The sequence below is a fragment of the Pseudomonas sp. NFACC04-2 genome (genome assembly GCF_900119265.1).
Lineage (GTDB): Bacteria > Pseudomonadota > Gammaproteobacteria > Pseudomonadales > Pseudomonadaceae > Aquipseudomonas > Aquipseudomonas fluorescens_AA.
The window spans coordinates 73,473-88,709 of sequence record NZ_FPJC01000001.1 but is presented as its reverse complement, the minus strand read 5'-3'; the positions used below and the strand labels follow the sequence as shown (position 1 = coordinate 88,709).

Here is a 15,237-nt window from a genome sequence, read left to right as displayed (position 1 = left end):
ACGGTCATACCCCGATCCAACTGTGGGAGCGAGCCTGCTCGCGAAGGCGGCCTTATAGCCGACCTGATTCTCACGGTCATACCCCGATCCAACTGTGGGAGCGGGCTTGCTCGCGAAGGCGGCCTTATAGCCGACCTGATTCTCACGGTCATACCCCGATCCAACTGTGGGAGCGAGCCTGCTCGCGAAGGCGGCCTTATAGCCGACCTGATTCTCACGGTCATACCCCGATCCAACTGTGGGAGCGGGCTTGCTCGCGAAGGCGGCCTGCCAGGCGCATTGCTCCCCTCCAAGCAGGTTGGTCGTCGCCCCGGTTCTTGATATCGATCAATTGCAACTCGAACATTTAGCCGTACTCTCCACTGCATATTGTGTTTTTAAAGATTAAAAAGCCTATATGTAGTGTCTGGAGCCAAAATGCAGAGCACGTTGATCTCAGTAGGGTGTAACCGCTTGCACAAGCGCGATGGCAGTGTGGTCGCCTTTGATGCGGACAAGATCCGCCAGGCGCTGATCGCCGCCGGCAAGGCCACCGGTGAGTACGCCGAAGCCGAGGCCGAAGGGCTGCTCGAGGCGGTATTGGCGCGGTTGGAAGGGCAGACGCGGTTGAACGTCGAGCAGATCCAGGACCGCGTCGAGCGGGTTCTGATGGACGCCGGGTATTTCCTGTCCATGCGCGCCTACATCGTCTATCGCGAGCAACACGGACGCCTGCGTCGGGATCGTCGTACGCTGGTGGAAGTCGCCACTTCGATGAACGAATACCTGGATCGCGAAGACTGGCGCGTGCAAGCCAACGCCAACCAGGGCTATTCCCTCGGCGGGCTGATCCTTAACGTATCGGGCAAGGTCACCGCCAATTACTGGCTGGACGAAGTCTACAGCCAGGCCATCGGCGAGGCGCACCGCGAGGCGGACCTGCATATCCACGACCTGGACATGCTCGCTGGCTATTGTGCCGGCTGGTCCTTGCGCACCCTCTTGCACGAAGGCCTCAACGGCGTGCCAGGGCGGGTCGAGGCCGGGCCGCCCAAGCACTTGAGCAGCGCCTTGGGACAGATGGTGAATTTCCTCGGCACCCTGCAAAACGAATGGGCCGGCGCCCAGGCGTTCAGCTCGTTCGACACCTACCTGGCGCCCTATGTGCGCAAGGACCAGCTCAGCTACGACCAGATTCGCCAGTCGTTGCAGGAGTTCATCTACAACCTCAACGTGCCGTCGCGCTGGGGCACGCAAACCCCGTTCACCAACCTGACGTTCGACTGGGTCTGCCCCCAGGACCTGCGCGAACAGATCCCGGTGATCGGCGGTGAAGAAATGCCGTTCGCCTACGGTGACCTGCAAGCGGAAATGGAATTGATCAACCGCGCCTACATCGAGGTGATGCAGGCCGGCGATGCGAAAGGCCGGGTCTTCACGTTCCCGATCCCGACTTACAACATCACCCATGACTTCCCGTGGGACAGCGAGAACGCCGACCGGCTGTTCGAAATGACCGCGCGCTACGGCTTGCCGTATTTCCAGAACTTCCTCAACTCGGACATGCAACCCAACCAGGTGCGGTCGATGTGCTGCCGCCTGCAACTGGACGTGCGCGAGCTGCTCAAGCGCGGCGGCGGCCTGTTCGGCTCGGCGGAACAGACCGGGTCCCTGGGCGTGGTGACGATCAACTGCGCGCGCCTGGGCTACTTGTACAAAGGCAACACCAGCGGCTTACTGCAACGCATCGATACCCTGATGGAACTGGCGAAAGAGAGCCTGGAGGTCAAGCGCAAGGTCATCCAGCATCACATGGATGCCGGTTTGTACCCCTACACCAAGCGCTACCTCGGCACGTTGCGCAATCACTTCTCCACTATTGGCGTGAACGGCCTGCATGAAATGCTGCGCAATTTCACCGATGACCAGCAAGGCCTGCACACCGAGCAGGGCCGGGCATTTGCGCTAAAACTGCTGGATCATGTGCGGGCCACGTTGCTGCGTTTCCAGGAGGAAACTGGCCACCTCTACAACCTCGAAGCCACACCCGCCGAAGGCACGACGTACCGCTTCGCCAAGGAAGACCTCAAGCGCTACCCGGATATCCTGCAGGCTGGCAGCCCGGTCGCGCCGTACTACACCAACTCTTCGCAACTGCCGGTGGGGTTCACCGACGATCCATTCGAAGCCCTGGAGTTGCAGGATGAACTGCAATGCAAATACACCGGCGGCACCGTGTTGCACCTGTACATGGCCGAGCAGATTTCCTCGACCCAGGCCTGCAAGCAACTGGTGCGCAAGGCCCTGGGCCGTTTCCGCCTGCCGTACCTGACCATCACGCCGACCTTTTCCATCTGCCCGGTGCACGGCTACCTGGCCGGCGAACACGAGTTTTGCCCCAAATGCGACGAGGCCTTGCTGCTGCAACAGCAGTTGGCGGGCAGCGTTCACTGATCCGATCCATCGACCGCAAGGAGCTTCACCTATGAATGCATTACATAGCCTTCCACCCGCACAGCGTCAACGTTGCGAAGTCTGGACCCGGGTGATGGGGTATCACCGCCCGGTGGCGGCCTTCAACCCCGGTAAGCAATCCGAGCATCGTGAGCGGGTGCACTTCACCGAACGCGCGGCCGGGCGTCCATGAGTCGAGTGCTACGGGTCGGGGGCATGGTGCCCCTGACCACCCTCGATTATCCGGGCCAACTGGCCTGCGTGCTGTTTTGCCAGGGATGCGCCTGGCGTTGTCGTTATTGCCATAACCCGCAACTGATCCCGCCACGCGGCAGCGAGGAGGTGGAGTGGTGCCGGGTATTGGCGTTCCTGCAACGCCGTCAGGACCTGCTCGACGCCGTGGTGTTCAGCGGTGGCGAACCGACCTTGCAGGACGGCCTGGCGCCAGCGATGGAGGAGGTGCGGCAAATGGGGTTTCGCATCGGCCTGCACAGCGCCGGTATCAAGCCGGCGGCCTTCGCCAAAGTGGTCGGGCTTGCCGACTGGGTGGGGTTCGACATCAAGGCCTTGCCTGAAGATGCCTTGGACGTGACCCGGGTCGAAGGCAGCGGCACCACCAACTGGCGCAGCCTCGACCACCTGCTGGCCAGCGGCGTGGATTATGAATGCCGCACCACCGTGCACTGGCATCTGTTCGATCCCGAACGCCTGTTGACCCTGGCCCGGCGCCTGAGCGAGCGCGGTGTCACCCGGTTTGCCGTGCAACTGGTGCGCACGGCGCGGATGCTCGATCCGCATCTTTCCAGTGTCTCGGCACACGCCTTGCAACCAGACTTGTGGGCCGCCATGCGCGAGCTGTTTCCTTCGTTCGTGTTGCGTAGTTGACCGAGCGTTGGCATGAGCGACCGACAGCGGCCCGGGATGACCGGGCCACTCTTTTTTCATGGTTTTCAAATGCGCTGCCAATCGGCAGGTAATTGAACAGGGAGCATTTGACATGACCAGACTCACCACCGCCCAACGCATCGTGATCGGCTTCGCCATCGCGCCACTGGCCTTGATCGCTTTGGCCCTGTACGCCTTGAACGACCTGGCGATACTGCGCGACCAGGCTGTACAGATCGTCAAGCAGGATTGGCCGAAAATCGACCCGATCATGGTCATCGCTACCGGCGTGCGCGATAACGCCAGGAACACCCGAGACTTGTTGATCGACAAGAACAATACGCAAGTGCAGCAGTCCATCGACGCCACCCGGCAACGGATTACCCAGGCTTTCGCCACGCTGGAACCGCTGTTCGATCAGCCCGAAGGCAAAGCCGCGTATGCCGAGCTGAAGAAGCGTCGCGAGGCCTACGTGGCGGCTTTCGTCCAGGTGCAGGCGTTGATCCGCCAGGGCGCGACGGACGCGGCGCTGACACAGCTCAAGCAAGGCGTGATCCCGGCGGAGCTTGAGGTGTACAAAAGCCTCGAAGGGATGATGGCGATGCAGGGCAGGGTTTTTGTCGAACGTGAACGGCAGGCTTCGGCGCGTTACAACGATGCGCGGCGCAACGTGCTGGCGCTGGTGTTGGGTTGCCTGGTCCTGGTGAGTACCGTCGCGTTGCTGGTGACCCGCAGCGTGACCCGCCCACTGGGCGGTGAGCCCAATGATGCGGCGCGGATGCTGAGCCTCATCGCCCAAGGTGACCTGACCATTCGGGTGCCGGTGGGGATTGGGGCGAACGACAGCGTGATGAGCAACATGCACGACATGCAGCAGAGTCTCAACGCCATGGTCCGGCACATTGCGGCCTCGGTGGATCGGGTGGCCAGTTCCTCCGAAGAACTGAGCGCCGTGAGCAGCCAGACCAACAGCACCTTGCAGTTGCAAGGGCTGGAAATCGAACAGGCTGCGGCGGCGGTGAACCAGATGACCGCTGCAGTGGATGAAGTGGCACGCAATGCCGTAAGCACTAGCGAAGCTTCACGAGTGTCCGAACAAACCGCCCAGCGTGGCCGTGAACAGGTTCAGGAAACGGTGGCTTCCATTTCGGCGCTGGCGGACGGTGTGACGGACAGCTCAGGGCGAATCCAGCAACTGGCCGGACGCGTCCAGGACATCAGCTCAGTCTTGGATGTGATCCGCAGCATTGCTGAACAAACCAACCTGCTGGCCCTGAACGCCGCCATTGAAGCGGCCCGTGCCGGTGATGCCGGGCGTGGTTTCGCGGTGGTGGCCGATGAAGTCCGGGCACTGGCCCATCGTACTCAGGTTTCGACCCGGGAAATCGAGGACATGATCGGCAGCATTCGCCTGGACAGTGGGCATGCAGTGACCTCGATGCAAAACAACAGCGAACTGGTACAGGCCACCCTGCAGGTGGCCCAGCGCTCCGGCGATGCCCTGGATGAAATCGCCCATTCGATCTCGCAGATCAACGAGCGCAACCTGATGATCGCCAGCGCCACGGAGCAGCAGGCCCTGGTGGCCCGAGAAGTGGACCGCAACCTGGTGGGCATTCGCAACTTGTCCGAGCAGGTGTTGCTGGGCGCGCGGCACACGGATACAGCGGGGCAGGACCTGGCACAGATGGCCGGTTCGCTGCACGAGACGGTGGCGCGGTTCAAGGTGTAGCCGGTATGGCACCAGAGCGCCACAGCAATTGAACTCGCCCTAAATTTCCTGTGGGAACGGGCTTGCTCGCGAAAGCGGTGGGGCAGCTGCAGCGATGTTGGCTGTGCCGACGTCATCGCGAGCAAGCTCGCTCCCACAGGATTTAGTGTGTCACCACCCCCAAAACTGCAACCACCACCCATAACCCACCCAACCGCTGGCCACTATCAGGCAGGCCATGGCGGCCAGTCGCCGAACGGGCGATGCAGTTGTCTGCGCCAGGCGCTTCCAGCCCAGCCACAGGCTCCAGGTCATCGCCGCCGCCAACAACCCGGCTCGAGCCGGCTGCACCCATTCCAGCAACAGCCCTTCATAGCGCAGCAATTTGACGGTGGTGGACGACAGACCGAGGAACAGGCCTGCACCACCAAGGGGCGTCAGGGTGATGGCCAAGGGCCAATACTGTGCGCAATCGCCCGCGAGTCGTGCCGCCAGGCGCATCAGCAGCATCAGCGAAGTCCCCAGCAACAGGGCACTCATGCCCAGGTAGCCGACGATGCAAAAGCCATCGAGCCAGCTGAAGCTGTCGTTGAGTTGCGGGTAGTGCGTCAGCAACCACCAGGGCGCGTTGTCTTGTAGCGGCCAGAGCACGTCGTGTGCCACCAGCCATTGCGCCAGTGCCTGCTTCAGGGCGATGAACCAGGGGCTGACGGTCCATTGAAAGGCGCCCATGGCCAGGCCGATGACGCCGAACAGCAGCAAGCGGGCATCCCAGGGCGAAAGCGTGTTGGCCGTCGCTTGAAGGATTTCTTCATTGCTGGAGCGGGCAATCAGCTTTACCGCGTCGCGCTGGCCGCTGCAGCGCCCGCAGGCGTGGCAATTGGCGGCCCCGCGTAGGCGGCGGATGTCCAGCAGTGGCGCGCAGTTGGGGGCAGGGCGCCGGGGTGCCGGGTTTTCCAGCCAGCGTTGTTCGTCCACCTGAAAGTGCACCGGAGCCAGGCGGGCGAGGAGGGAGAAGACGCCACTGACCGGGCACAGATAACGGCACCACACTCGCTTGCCACGGGCGAACAGCAGGCCAACGATCACTGCCGCGACAGTCGAGCCACCCAGGATCAGCAGCGCCGCCTCGGCGTAGTCGTAGACGCTGATGAGTTGGCCATAAATCGTCGTCAGGCAGAACGCCAGGGTCGGCCAGCCGGCCCAGCGCACGCTTCTTGGCACACCCAGGCCCTTGCCGTAGCGACTGGCCCATTCACTCAAGGCGCCTTCGGGGCACAGCACGCCGCACCAGAGCCGACCGAACAGCACGATCGAGAGCAATACGAACGGCCACCACAGGCCCCAGAACAAAAACTGCGCCAGCAGCGTGAGGTTGTCGAACAGGTGCGCCTGACTGCCGGGCAATGGCAACAGGGCGGGTATCACCAGCAGCACCGCGTAGAACAGCACCACCGCCCATTGCACGGCACGAATGGTCGCGCCGTGGCGCCGCATGCCGTCGCCCAGGCGCTGGAGCCAGGGGGTCAGGTGGGGCATGGCAGGTTCTGCGCCTTGGGTGTCCGCAACCATCCTGCGACGGCCAGCCAATAGCCAAGCCACACCAGCAAGGTCAGCGCGCTAGGACTGGCGCGATACCCGGCGAAGTCGGCGAGGAAACCGCCCAGGCCATGGCCGTCGTCCAGTATCGCGCTGCTGTTCCACAGTGCATCGCCAATGCCACGGTACACCGGCTCGGGCCAATCCATCGCGAGCAACTGCCCGCCGACCCGCTCGATGCCGCTGACCAGCAACGCGGCGCCCAACAGCAGCAGGATCGCTTCGCTGATGGCGAAGAAACGCGGCCAGGAGATGAACCGACGACTGCCGTGGAGCAAGGAAACGGTCAACAGCGCCAGCACCAGGCCAGCGATTGCACCCACGGCGAACAGGCCCAGCGACGGCCCTTGCAAGCGGGCGCCGACGCCGTACAGGAAGACCACGGTTTCACTGCCTTCGCGGCTGACCGCCAGTAACGCCAGCACCATCAGGCCCAGGCCACCCTGGCGGTTCAGGCGCTGGTCGGCTTGGCGCGACAGGTCCTGCTTCAGTGTCCCCGCGTTGCGATGCATCCAGCCGACCATTTGCACGATCAACAGACTCGCGATCAACGCCAGCGAAGCCTGGAACCATTCATTGGCGCTGCCGCTCATGGCTTCGCCGGCCAGCAGGATCAAACCGGCCAATACGCCCGACAACAGCAAGCCGAGCAGTGCGCCGCTCCATAGGTACCGCAACAGATGGCTGGCCTGTTGTTGCCGGCTGACCCAGGCCTGGAGGATACCGATCACCAACAACGCCTCGACGCTTTCGCGCCAGACAATAAACATCGACTGAGTCATGCAAATGCCTCCTGCAGGCCGATCATTGGGCGAGAATCCCGCCCTCGGGCAGTTGCGGGTTGAATTCATCGAAAAACGGATAGTGCCCGGGGCGCAGCGGATGGATGACCACGAAGGTCGTGACGCCGGGCGAGAGCACTTTTTCGACGCGCAATGGCGTGCTTTCGAATTCCGCCGGGCCCTGGCCGACATTCTTCAGCACGATCTTGAAGCGTTGCCCGGCCGGCACTTCCAGCTGCGGCGGCGTGAAATGCCCGTCGCGCATGCTCAACTCATAGGTGGGCAGTTCGGCCTGGGCGAGCGACGGCAGCAGCAGACCGGCCAGCATCAGCCAGGCCAGGCATGACGACCAGGGGCGGCGGCGCATGTTCAGTACCCGCCTTTTTTACCGATCCCGGCGTAGACGAATTCGTAATGCAGCTCGCAGCGTTCGAACCATGGCGCCACGCCGGTCTCCCTGTCGGTATGACGACCGAGGGACCCGTGGCCACCCGGCGGCAGGACGGTGAAGGTCAATTGGTATTTGCCAGGGCCGAGCAGCTTGACGTTGTCGCCGTAGTGCGGCCCGTCATTGGCGACCATGGCGTGAAAGTCGCCCTTGAGCTCGGTGTCGTTGCCTTGTTTCTTCAACTGGAACGACACGTTGAGATAGGGTACGAAACTGCCTTCCTGAAAGCCTTGCTGGTTGTCCGCCGTGGCGCGGATGTCGGCTTCCAGGTGCACATCCGAATCTGCGGTGGTGCGCATCATGCCGGCGGGGGCCATTTCGATCGGTTGCAGGTACACCGCACCGACTTCCAGCCCCGGGCACAGTTGCGGTTCGCCGATGGGGTATTCCTTGGCCTGGGCCAGCGGTGCGAGCAACAGCAGGGCGAGGGACAACGGAGCAACGGGGCGCATGATGACTTCCTGGTTGGCTAAATGATGGCGCCGAGTCTAGGAAGCTTCGCTGCGAATAATAATGATTCTTGTCAATTTTCAGCGTGAAATTTTGCTCGGGGAGCATTTGTTGCTCGCGCGCGGCTGTTCTTGATCGGGATCAAGGGTGGCGCTGTCCCGACGCGGTAGGGTACGGGCACACCCATCTGTTATGCGGGGTCGCCATGGCAAAGCCTTTTCCCATCAGTCCCAAACATCCTGAGCGTATTTGCTGGGGCTGTGATCGTTACTGTCCGACCACTGCGTTGGCCTGTGGCAACGGTGCCGATCGAACCATGCATCCGGCCGAGATGATTGGGGACGATTGGTACCTGCATGGGGATTGGGGGCTGGAGCTGGTCGACATTACCGCCAAGGTCATCGATCCCAGCGCCACTTACATGAAGGAATGAAGCAACTCTGTGGCGAGGGAGCTTGCTCCCGCTCGGGTGCGCAGCGCCCGCAAAATCTTGGGACCGCTGCGCGACCCAGCGGGAGCAAGCTCCCTCGCCACAGGAACCAAGCAAGCCTCAGGGGCAAGCAAGCTTCAAGTGAACGGTGTGGCTCGGACAATCACAACTTCGGCAACTGCCCGATCCGCCCCATCATCTCGGTCACGATCTGCAAGTCCAGCAGGAACTGCTCCACCGTCTTGAACTCGTTGTCATTGTGGCCGGTGTACTTGACGTCGGGCATCGCCAGGCCGAATTGCACGCCGTTGGGCAGGTCATGCACCGACGTGGCGCCGGCGGAGGTGCCGTATTTGTGTTCCATGCCCAGGTTCTCACTGGCCACGGCCAACAGCGCCTTGACCCATTCACCCTCGGGGTTGCGGTACATCGGCTCGTCGATGGAGTAATCGAAGGCCACGGCGACGTGGGATTTCTTGCTCCAGGCGGCCAATTTATCGGCAATGTCAGTCTTGATCGCTTCGGTGGGCTTGCCAACCGGTACCCGCAGGTTGACCGCAAGCTTGAAGGTCTTCTCATCCATCCCGACGAACGTCAGGGACGCGGTCAGCGGGCCCATGAAGGCATCGGAAAAGCCAATTCCCAGTTTGCTGCCCAGATAATCCAGGCCCCAGTTGTCGGCGGCGTAGCGGGCGGCGTCGGTGATATGGTTGTGCTTGAGCGCGACCTTGCCGTCCAGGCCATTGATGAAGTCCAGCATCCGCGCGACCGGGTTGACGCCTGACTCGGGCTCGGAGGAGTGGGCGGATACGCCGGTGAAGGTCAGTTGCACGTCCTTGCCGACGACCTGGGTGCCCACTTCGAAATTGCCGCCGTTGCGCTTGGCATAGTCGGTGGCGGCCTTGAGCAGATCGGCGGCCAGTTCGGCAGGGTTGTCGGTGGCAAAGGTGGCCACGGACGTCGACGGGATCTGATTGGTCGCCAGGCCGCCGGTCAATGCGGTGATTTGCGCGCCCTTGCCCTGTGGGGTACGCCGGGCGAAGTTCGCCATGACGGTGCCGTAGCCCTTCTCGGCAATCACCACCGGGTAGCCGCCATCCAGCGCCAGGTTGTAGTTGGGCGTCGGGTTGCGTTCGAAATAGTAGGGAATGGCGTCGCCGGTGGTTTCTTCGGTGGTGTCGACCAGCAGCTTGAAGTTGCGCGCCAGTGGCAGCTTTTCTTCCTTGATGATCTTCATGGCGTAGAGCGCCACGACGATGCCGTTCTTGTCGTCCTCGGTACCCCGGCCATACATGCGGTCGCCCACCAGGGTGACCTTGAACGGATCGAGGCGGGTGCCGTCTTTCAACACCCAGTTTTGTGGCGTGACCGGCACCACGTCGGCATGGGCATGGATACCGACGACTTCGTCACCGCTGCCTTCGAGGGAAATCTCATAGACGCGGTTGTCGATGTTGCGGAAGTTCAGCTTGAACGCCTCGGCCAGGCTTTTGATCTTGTCGGCGATCTTGAGGAATTCCGGATTCTCGTGCTGGGCTACACCGTCCTTGCGAAAGGTCGGGATGGCGACCAGTTCCTTCAGCGTCTCGGTGGCGGCTGTGCCGTATTTCACTCGGGCGTAGAGGCCCAGCAGGCGATGGATTTCGTTCTGTTGTTCAGCCGACAGGGTTTTGTTGGCCTGGAAGGCGCTGATGGCCGGGCCGAGGTTCGCGGTTTTGGCGAGGTCGCTTTTGGCTACTTCTGCGAGGAACTGCCGGAAATCGGTGACGGAGGTGTCGGAGAAGGTTTTGACGAAGGTCGCGCTTTGTTGTGCGGTGATATTAGCGTTGGCCGACATCGCGAATGACGACAGGCTGGACAGCATGAGGGTGGCGACGGCAAGACGCTTGAACGGGAAGTTCATGGTGGCAGGCATTCCTTTGCAGGGGAGAAGTGTCGTGTGATGAAGCAATCACTTACAACCTAACACCATGAACCCGCGGCGGGGGAGCCCTTGAACAGCATTTGTCGCCCGGAAAAGCGAAAACGGCGCAGAAATGAAAAGTGGCGGTGGGATACTTCGGCCATTCCTCCACCGCAGATCCAGTGTGGGAGCGGGCTTGCTCGCGAAGGCGGTGGGTCAGTTACATTGATGTCGACTGTCACACCGCCTTCGCGAGCAAGCCCGCTCCCACAGGGATCTGCGCGGGCACCAGGCCTTGCGGACTCAGTGCGGTGCGCGAGGAATCGTCTTGAGCAGGTCTTCAGGGCTGATATGACCCACCACGGGTTGCGCCGTGCTGCCGGGCAATGGCAGGTCAAGGATGTGCCCCTTGATCTTGCCGACCACATGCATCTCGCAGGGTTTGCAGTCGAATTTCAACGTCAGCACTTCATCGCCATGTATCAGTTGCATCGGCGCGACCTTGGTGCGCACGCCGGTGACACCCTTGGCCTGCTTGGGGCAGAGGTTGAACGAGAAGCGCAGGCAGTGCTTGGTGATCATTACCGGCACTTCACCGGTTTCCTCGTGGGCCTCGAACGCCGCATCGATCAGCTTGACCCCGTGGCGATGATAGAAGTCCCGGGCCTTCTGGTTGTAGACGTTGGCCAGGAACGACAGGTGCGACTCCGGGTACACCGGGGGCGGGTTGGTCTCGGCCTTGCGGCCACCGCGTGGGTGGGCTTCGATGCGGGCGGCGGTCAGGGTTTCGATGGCTTCGCGGCGCAACGCCTTGAGCTGCGAGTTGGGGATGAAGAACGCCTGGGGCGCGTCCAGCTCGATGGCGGTGGCGTGGTATTCGGTGGTGCCCAGTTGGCCGAGCAGGTCGTGCAGTTGCTCCAGGGCCTGTTCCGGCTTGTTGGCCAGGCCGAACGGCCCGTCCAGGGCGACGTTGGCGCTGATGCCTTCCTCACTGGTGGCGGTCAGTTCCAGGCGCTCTTCGCGCAGGTGCGCGACCCAGGCCAGGCCGACCCGGCGCTCGGAGGAGGTCTTGAGCAACGCTTGCTGCCAGTTGTGATCCAGGTTGCGGCTCAACGGGTGGTTGGGGCGCAACTGGTACATGCCGGCCGGCATTTCGTTGGGCTCGACGCGGTAGCGGTAGCGCTTCTGGCCGTCCTCTTCGAATTCACCCTTGGGCTCGGCGATGTTGGCGCGGAAACCGACGACTTCGCGCTTGACCAGCACATTGAGACCGTCGCCGTTGGACAGCGGATCGAAGGTCACCACTTGCAGGTCGCGCTTGCCGACTTTTTCCACCACGCCCACCGGCACGCCGGTAAAGGTTGGCGAATCAAAGGCGCCGATGTCGATCTTGCGCTCGCTGACGAAATAGTCGGTGCTGCCACGGTGGAAGGTCTTGTCCGGGTCGGGGACGAAGAAGTGTGCGGTACGGCCGCTGGACGCACGGGCCAGGTCCGGGCGGTCTTCGAGGACATCGTCCAGGCGCTGGCGGTAATAGGCGGTGATGTTCTTCACATAGCCCATGTCCTTGTAGCGCCCTTCGATCTTGAACGAACGCACGCCGGCTTCGACCAGGGCACGGATGTTGGCGCTCTGGTTGTTGTCTTTCATCGACAGCAGGTGTTTTTCATAGGCGACCACCCGACCCTGGTCATCCTTGAGGGTGTAGGGCAGGCGACAGGCCTGGGAGCAGTCGCCACGGTTGGCGCTGCGGCCGTTCTGGGCATGGGAGATGTTGCACTGGCCGGAAAACGCCACGCACAGCGCACCGTGGATGAAGAACTCGATGGCCGCCTCGGTCTCGTCGGCGATGGCACGGATTTCCTGCAGGTTCAGCTCACGGGCCAGGACCAGTTGCGAGAAACCGGCCTGGTCGAGAAACTTTGCCCGGGCCAGGGTGCGGATGTCGGTCTGGGTGCTGGCGTGCAACTCGATGGGCGGGATATCCAGCTCCATCACCCCCAGGTCCTGGACGATCAACGCATCGACGCCGGCATCGTACAACTGGTGGATCAGCTGGCGGGCCGGCTCCAGTTCATTGTCGTGCAGGATGGTGTTGATGGTCGTGAACACACGGGCGTGGTAGCGGTGGGCGAACTCCACCAGCCGGGCAATATCGCCCACCTCGTTGCAGGCGTTGTGACGCGCGCCGAAACTCGGGCCACCGATGTACACGGCGTCGGCGCCATGCAGGATGGCCTCGCGGGCGATGGTCACGTCGCGGGCGGGGCTGAGCAATTCCAGATGATGTTTGGGCAAGGACATTTGTTTTTAGTCAGGCTGGTCACGGTCGAAGCGCGCATTGTAGCCGCCAGGCGCCTCGTCGGCACCTGTGGACTTGGTTTTGCACGGTCCTGACCGATGCGCGGCGCTCCCGCGGGGTTCACGCCGGCGTCGAGTCGGCGCTGCACCAGCGGTTTCGCCCGGTGTTCTTGGCCAGGTACAAGAAGGCATCGGCGCCCCTGATCAACATGGCTGGGGTGACGTCCTCGCCGCTCGGCTGGCAGGTGGTGACGCCCGCGCTGATGGTCACGATGCCCAAGGGATGGTCGCCATGTTCAATGTTCAAGGCCCTGACCGCTTCGAGGATTTGCTGCACGACCTTGGTGGCGCCGACGCTGTCGGTGTTTGGCAGCAGCACGGTGAACTCTTCACCGCCATAGCGGACCGCCAGGTCGCCCGGCCGTTTGATGGTCTGCCTGAGCGCGGTTGCAATCGCCCGCAGGCAATCGTCCCCGGCAGCATGGCCGTACTTGTCGTTGAAACGCTTGAAGTAATCGACGTCGAGCATGATCAGGGCCAAGGACGAACCCTGGCGCCTGGCCAGGCGGATCTCATCGGCCAGGGCAATGTCCAGCCGCCTGCGGTTGCCCAGCCCGGTCAGGCTGTCGGTCAGGGCCATGTCGCGCATGGCCTGGTGGGCGCTGCGAATCTGCTTCTCCATGGCCATGCGGTAGCGCAGCTGGCTCAACACGATGAGCCCGAAGCCCACCAGTATCGCGATCAGGAAAACCAGCACCAAACCGGTCTTGAACAGGTCGCGGCGCCAGGGCGCGATGATCGATTCGCGGGACAAGCCGGCTTCCACCACCAGCGGGTAAGTGGTCAGGGCCCGGTAGCCGTACAGGCGCTCGGTGTCGTCGACGACGGCCTTGGCTTCGGCAACCCCCTGGTTGGAAGTGGGTAAATGTTCCCTGAAAATCACGCTGTTAACCAGGCTCTTGCCAATCACCGAAGCGACGAAGGGGCGCCGGACCAGGATCGTTCCGCTGCGCTTGGCCAGGACCAGCGCGCCTTTTCCATCGATTTTGAAGTCGCCGTAGTAGTCGACGAAATAACTGACCTTCACGGTCCCCAGCAATACGCCGGCAAACGAGCCATCGGGGTTGTTCAGGCGGCGGGAAATGGGAATGATCAGGTCGTTGGTGGAACGGCTCTTGACGACGTCACCGATGCGCACGCCTTGATCCTCGTGGGTGCGGTGGTATTGGAAGTAGTCGCGGTCGGCGTTGTTCGCCATTTCCGGGATCACTTCCTTGTCCGTCACCAGCCATTGGCCGTCCGGGCCATAAATAAACAACCCGTGCAGTTGCGGCATGATGGCGGCCTGCTGCACCAATAGCTTATGGATGCGGGGGATGTCCATGTTCTGCAGGCCATCGCCCTCCACCCGTTCGGCGAGGGCGGCGGTGACCACATCCACTTGTCGGATGGTGTCTTCGGCGTGCTGAGCCGTTGCCCGCGCCAGATTCGTCACTGAATCCCGGGCAGATGCAAAAGCGGCACGATAGTCGCGCCACGTCCGCCAGCCTTCGACGGCCAGGAAGGCCAAAACCACCACCAGCATGAAGCTCACGGTGAGCCGCAACGCCGCTCCGGCCTGGGCGGTCTGGGGAGAGAAGGCCTCATCGGGGCTTTCTATATTGGGCTCTGGCTGCTTGCGTCCGAGCATTGACGTATCCTTTCCACGACGGGTCTGCACCTTTCACGGCGCAGCCTATCCTATTCGAATTCAGCATGTTAGCTGACTGCGACGAGGCAGGTACAAGCGGCGGCACACGATTGGAGAAAGGTTTCATGAAAGTCGGCGTCATTTCCGATACCCACGGCCTGCTGCGTCCTGAAGCGCTTGCCGCGCTGCAAGGCTGTGAGCGGATCATTCATGCCGGTGATATCGGCAGCCCGGAAATCCTCGACGTCCTGGCATCCATCGGCGAACTGCACGTGGTGCGCGGAAACAACGATCTGCAGGCCGAGTGGGCAGGGCACCTTGCCGATTGCCTGCAATTCGACTTGGGGGGATGGCCGGTGCTGCTGGTCCATGACATCGCGGATGTGCCGGCGCCACTCGACCCAGGCGTGAGGCTGGTGATCACCGGCCATTCCCATAAACCGCTGATCGAGTGGCGTGGCGAGCGGCTCTACCTCAACCCCGGCAGCGCCGGCCGGCGACGGTTCAAGTTGCCGGTGACGCTAGCGCTGGTTGAGGTGGAGGCCGGCGCGATCGAGCCGCGGATCGTTCAATTAGTGGAATGACCGCTATCGCGAGCAAGTTCG

Annotated in this window: 13 protein-coding genes; 6 read left to right on the top strand and 7 right to left on the bottom strand. The window is 62.3% G+C overall.

Annotation, left to right across the window (positions count from 1 at the left end; all coding sequences use genetic code 11):
• Positions 1-417: 417 nt before the first annotated feature.
• The 4 genes from BT125_RS00410 (at position 418) to BT125_RS00395 (ending at position 5,050) form a co-directional block, all read left to right on the top strand.
• Positions 418-2,433 carry a ribonucleoside triphosphate reductase gene (locus BT125_RS00410; RefSeq protein ID WP_072404304.1) on the top strand — a complete coding sequence of 672 codons (2,016 nt, stop codon included), beginning with the start codon at positions 418-420 and terminating at the stop codon, positions 2,431-2,433.
• Positions 2,434-2,464: 31 nt separating this feature from the next.
• Positions 2,465-2,626, top strand: coding sequence for an anaerobic ribonucleoside-triphosphate reductase (gene nrdD / locus BT125_RS00405; protein WP_072404302.1), 162 nt, complete (start codon positions 2,465-2,467; stop codon positions 2,624-2,626).
• Positions 2,623-3,318, top strand: a complete 696-nt coding sequence (locus tag BT125_RS00400; RefSeq protein WP_072404301.1) for an anaerobic ribonucleoside-triphosphate reductase activating protein — start codon at positions 2,623-2,625, stop codon at positions 3,316-3,318. Before nrdD ends, BT125_RS00400 begins: the two co-directional genes overlap by 4 nt.
• Positions 3,319-3,430: 112 nt before the next feature.
• Positions 3,431-5,050 carry a methyl-accepting chemotaxis protein gene (locus BT125_RS00395; RefSeq protein ID WP_072404299.1) on the top strand — a complete coding sequence of 540 codons (1,620 nt, stop codon included), beginning with the start codon at positions 3,431-3,433 and terminating at the stop codon, positions 5,048-5,050.
• Positions 5,051-5,200: 150 nt separating this feature from the next.
• On the opposite strand, the gene BT125_RS00390 is transcribed toward BT125_RS00395, so the two are convergent.
• The 4 genes from BT125_RS00390 to BT125_RS00375 are packed head-to-tail and all read right to left on the bottom strand — an operon-like array spanning position 5,201 to position 8,310.
• Positions 5,201-6,568 (bottom strand): 4Fe-4S binding protein, encoded by a 1,368-nt coding sequence (locus BT125_RS00390; protein ID WP_072404297.1) that lies wholly within the window; start codon positions 6,566-6,568, stop codon positions 5,201-5,203.
• Positions 6,556-7,410 (bottom strand): FTR1 family iron permease, encoded by an 855-nt coding sequence (locus tag BT125_RS00385; protein ID WP_072404295.1) that lies wholly within the window; start codon positions 7,408-7,410, stop codon positions 6,556-6,558. Before BT125_RS00385 ends, BT125_RS00390 begins: the two co-directional genes overlap by 13 nt.
• 22 nt (positions 7,411-7,432) lie before the next feature.
• Positions 7,433-7,777 (bottom strand): cupredoxin domain-containing protein, encoded by a 345-nt coding sequence (locus BT125_RS00380; RefSeq protein WP_072404293.1) that lies wholly within the window; start codon positions 7,775-7,777, stop codon positions 7,433-7,435.
• 2 nt (positions 7,778-7,779) lie between these two features.
• On the bottom strand, positions 7,780-8,310 hold the full coding sequence (locus BT125_RS00375; protein WP_072404291.1) for an iron transporter: 531 nt from the start codon (positions 8,308-8,310) through the stop codon (positions 7,780-7,782).
• 203 nt (positions 8,311-8,513) lie between these two features.
• Here BT125_RS00375 and BT125_RS00370 point away from each other — a divergent pair, with 203 nt between their 5' ends.
• Positions 8,514-8,741 carry a DUF3079 domain-containing protein gene (locus tag BT125_RS00370; RefSeq protein ID WP_072404289.1) on the top strand — a complete coding sequence of 76 codons (228 nt, stop codon included), beginning with the start codon at positions 8,514-8,516 and terminating at the stop codon, positions 8,739-8,741.
• Between the two features lie 160 nt (positions 8,742-8,901).
• On the opposite strand, the gene BT125_RS00365 is transcribed toward BT125_RS00370, so the two are convergent.
• The 3 genes from BT125_RS00365 to BT125_RS00355 form a co-directional block, all read right to left on the bottom strand.
• Positions 8,902-10,641, bottom strand: coding sequence for a dipeptidase (locus BT125_RS00365; RefSeq protein ID WP_072404287.1), 1,740 nt, complete (start codon positions 10,639-10,641; stop codon positions 8,902-8,904).
• A gap of 303 nt (positions 10,642-10,944) precedes the next feature.
• On the bottom strand, positions 10,945-12,945 hold the full coding sequence (locus BT125_RS00360; RefSeq protein WP_072404285.1) for a peptidase U32 family protein: 2,001 nt from the start codon (positions 12,943-12,945) through the stop codon (positions 10,945-10,947).
• Positions 12,946-13,063: 118 nt separating this feature from the next.
• Positions 13,064-14,632 (bottom strand): sensor domain-containing diguanylate cyclase, encoded by a 1,569-nt coding sequence (locus tag BT125_RS00355; RefSeq protein WP_072404283.1) that lies wholly within the window; start codon positions 14,630-14,632, stop codon positions 13,064-13,066.
• A gap of 125 nt (positions 14,633-14,757) precedes the next feature.
• On the opposite strand from BT125_RS00355, the gene BT125_RS00350 reads away from it, so the two are divergent.
• Positions 14,758-15,216: a metallophosphoesterase family protein gene (locus BT125_RS00350; RefSeq protein ID WP_072404281.1), complete on the top strand. Its 459-nt coding sequence runs from the start codon at positions 14,758-14,760 to the stop codon at positions 15,214-15,216.
• Positions 15,217-15,237: the final 21 nt, after the last annotated feature.

Excerpts from the sequence above, each read along its gene's own strand:
- BT125_RS00410 (WP_072404304.1), top strand. The coding sequence starts at position 418 with ATGCAGAGCACGTTGATCTCAGTAGGGTGTAACCGCTTGCACAAGCGC.
- nrdD (WP_072404302.1), top strand. The coding sequence starts at position 2,465 with ATGAATGCATTACATAGCCTTCCACCCGCACAGCGTCAACGTTGCGAA.
- BT125_RS00400 (WP_072404301.1), top strand. The coding sequence starts at position 2,623 with ATGAGTCGAGTGCTACGGGTCGGGGGCATGGTGCCCCTGACCACCCTC.
- BT125_RS00395 (WP_072404299.1), top strand. The coding sequence starts at position 3,431 with ATGACCAGACTCACCACCGCCCAACGCATCGTGATCGGCTTCGCCATC.
- BT125_RS00390 (WP_072404297.1), bottom strand. The coding sequence starts at position 6,568 with ATGCCCCACCTGACCCCCTGGCTCCAGCGCCTGGGCGACGGCATGCGG.
- BT125_RS00385 (WP_072404295.1), bottom strand. The coding sequence starts at position 7,410 with ATGACTCAGTCGATGTTTATTGTCTGGCGCGAAAGCGTCGAGGCGTTG.
- BT125_RS00380 (WP_072404293.1), bottom strand. The coding sequence starts at position 7,777 with ATGCGCCGCCGCCCCTGGTCGTCATGCCTGGCCTGGCTGATGCTGGCC.
- BT125_RS00375 (WP_072404291.1), bottom strand. The coding sequence starts at position 8,310 with ATGCGCCCCGTTGCTCCGTTGTCCCTCGCCCTGCTGTTGCTCGCACCG.
- BT125_RS00370 (WP_072404289.1), top strand. The coding sequence starts at position 8,514 with ATGGCAAAGCCTTTTCCCATCAGTCCCAAACATCCTGAGCGTATTTGC.
- BT125_RS00365 (WP_072404287.1), bottom strand. The coding sequence starts at position 10,641 with ATGAACTTCCCGTTCAAGCGTCTTGCCGTCGCCACCCTCATGCTGTCC.
- BT125_RS00360 (WP_072404285.1), bottom strand. The coding sequence starts at position 12,945 with ATGTCCTTGCCCAAACATCATCTGGAATTGCTCAGCCCCGCCCGCGAC.
- BT125_RS00355 (WP_072404283.1), bottom strand. The coding sequence starts at position 14,632 with ATGCTCGGACGCAAGCAGCCAGAGCCCAATATAGAAAGCCCCGATGAG.
- BT125_RS00350 (WP_072404281.1), top strand. The coding sequence starts at position 14,758 with ATGAAAGTCGGCGTCATTTCCGATACCCACGGCCTGCTGCGTCCTGAA.